The sequence below is a fragment of the Acidithiobacillus ferriphilus genome, from assembly GCF_018854775.1.
GTDB classification, from domain to species: Bacteria; Pseudomonadota; Gammaproteobacteria; order Acidithiobacillales; family Acidithiobacillaceae; genus Acidithiobacillus; species Acidithiobacillus ferriphilus.
The window spans coordinates 1-2,022 of sequence record NZ_JAAZTY010000182.1 but is presented as its reverse complement, the minus strand read 5'-3'; the positions used below and the strand labels follow the sequence as shown (position 1 = coordinate 2,022).

General features: G+C 59.4%; 2 protein-coding genes and 1 pseudogene. 1 reads left to right on the top strand and 2 read right to left on the bottom strand.

The features are described from left to right. Positions 1-3 precede the first annotated feature (3 nt). Together HF921_RS11655 and istA are read right to left on the bottom strand one after the other, a co-directional pair. Positions 4-528, bottom strand: coding sequence for an ATP-binding protein (locus HF921_RS11655; RefSeq protein WP_319025490.1), 525 nt, complete (start codon positions 526-528; stop codon positions 4-6). Next, positions 525-1,619 (bottom strand): IS21 family transposase, encoded by a 1,095-nt coding sequence (istA, locus tag HF921_RS11650; protein ID WP_215893858.1) that lies wholly within the window; start codon positions 1,617-1,619, stop codon positions 525-527. The genes HF921_RS11655 and istA overlap by 4 nt, the downstream gene beginning before the upstream one ends. Before the next feature lie 84 nt (positions 1,620-1,703). Between istA and HF921_RS11645 the strand changes: the two are divergent. Then, positions 1,704-2,022 (top strand): annotated as a pseudogene (locus tag HF921_RS11645) (DDE-type integrase/transposase/recombinase); the annotation flags it as partial.

The window sequence follows — 2,022 nt, the reverse complement described above, 5'->3', positions numbered from 1 at the left end:
CGGCTACCTGCCGATTTCGTCAATGATCAACAGCCGGTAAGCACTGATTGCCCGATGCATCACCGTCTTTAACTGGTTCTGGGCATGCGCGACGGACAAGGTCAGTAACAAATCGGCGGCAGTGGTGAAGCGGGTCTTGATACCCGCCTGTGCGGCCCGATAGCCCAGCGCGATGGCCAGGTGCGTCTTGCCAACACCGGAAGGGCCAATCAGGACCACGTTCTCGTGGCGCTCCACAAAGCCCAGCCCTGCCAACTCGTCGATCTGGTTCTTTTTAACCCCGGTGGCGAAGGGGTAATCGAAGTCGTCCAGCGTTTTGATGGCCGGGAAACCCGCCAGACGGGTCAGCATACTTTGCTTTCGTATTTGCCTGCCAGCCACTTCACTCTTCAGAAGCCCCTCCAGGAAGTCGCTATAGGCCATTTCCTTTTCGGCCGCCGCCTGGCTGGCACCCGCGTAGCCTTGGGCGGTGAAGGGCAGGTTCAGCGTCTCGCACAGCGACAGCATCCTTTCATGCTGAAGGTTCATGGCGCCACCCCGATCCCCGCACCGCACTGCGCGAGTAATTGCTCATACACCGCCAGCGGATGTTGTGCCGGTGTCGCGGCTTCGATGCGTTCCATGACCGCCACCGATCGAGCAGCTTCCGCTTCACCTGAAGGCGGCGCCGTTTCCCTGGGTCGGGCCGCCGCGATGTCGCCTCGCCAAGTCGCCGGAATGGCTTGGAGATGAAGCTGCTCTTCTTGCAGTCGCTCGACCGGTTTCATTTTGGTCGTACCGTGAATGCGTTCGTGGGCAACTTCTCTCAACCAGTGCTGAACCTCGGCGTTGGCCGTGACGACATCCAGCTGCAGGCCGGCCTGCTTGAGCTTGGTCGCCAGCGGTACGTAGAAAGAGCGGCGCAGGTAGCCATTGAAGCGTTCGACCTTGCCTTTGATACGTGCGCGATAAGGGCGACAAAGTTTGATGACGAATCCGCAGTGCTTGGCGTAGTCGAGAAATCCGGCATGGTAACGGTGCTTTCCCGGACCATCGACATCGCGTTCCAGAACGACGGTCTTCATGTTGTCATACAGGATGCGTCGGGAAACCCCGCCCAAGGCACCAAAGGCGCGCTGGTGGCAGTCGATCAGGGTGCCCACTTTCATGTCGCTGACAAATTCGACGTAACTCGCCCGGCTGTAGCCGAGTGTGGCGCAGAAGGCGTAGAGGGGATGGTTTCCCCTGCGGAATTCCACCCAGTCCACTTGCATCTGCTCACCCGGTGCCGTCTCGAAACGCATCACCGGATCGTCGGGCAGCGCGGGCTTGACCCCGCGCAGAAAGCGACGCAGTTGGCTCATCCCACCGGGGTAGCCAAGAGCGGCAATCTCCCGGTGCAACACCGTGGCCGGTATCCAGTGGGGATGTGCTGCCGCTTGCCGTTCCCGCAGGTACGCTTCATAAGACGATAGCTTGCTGGCCCGCTTCTTCCGCCGCTCGTATTGCGGATTCCGCCCCTCCGATAGGTGGCTGCGCACCGTGTTTACCGCACATCCCACCTCCGCCGCTATCCGCCGCAGGCTGAAACCGTGTTTCCTTAATACCTCGATTTCCATATACACCTCGTTCGTGATCACCGGCGCCTCAAATACGCCGATCTTCTCAACCCGGTGTATCAATTTTCAATCGCTGGCCTGTATCAATTTATATCCGCTGCTGACAAACAGATCCGCACCACGGTTCCAGATACCCAGGTGCCCTGCCCACGAGACCGGGTCCACCGGGTTTTTCGGGCGGAGCGGCCTGACCAGCTCTGGGTGTCGGATTTCACCTACGTTTCCACTTGGCAGGGTTGGCTCTATGTCGCTTTTGTGATCGATGTTTTTGCGCGTCGGATTGTGGGATGGCAGGTCAGCTCTACCATGCATACGGACTTCGTGCTGGATGCCTTGGAACAAGCGCTACACGCCCGACAACCGCAGCGGGACCAATCCCTGATTCACCACAGCGACCGTGGTTCGCAATATGTCAGCATCCGCT

Excerpts from the sequence above, each read along its gene's own strand:
- HF921_RS11655 (WP_319025490.1), bottom strand. The coding sequence starts at position 528 with ATGAACCTTCAGCATGAAAGGATGCTGTCGCTGTGCGAGACGCTGAAC.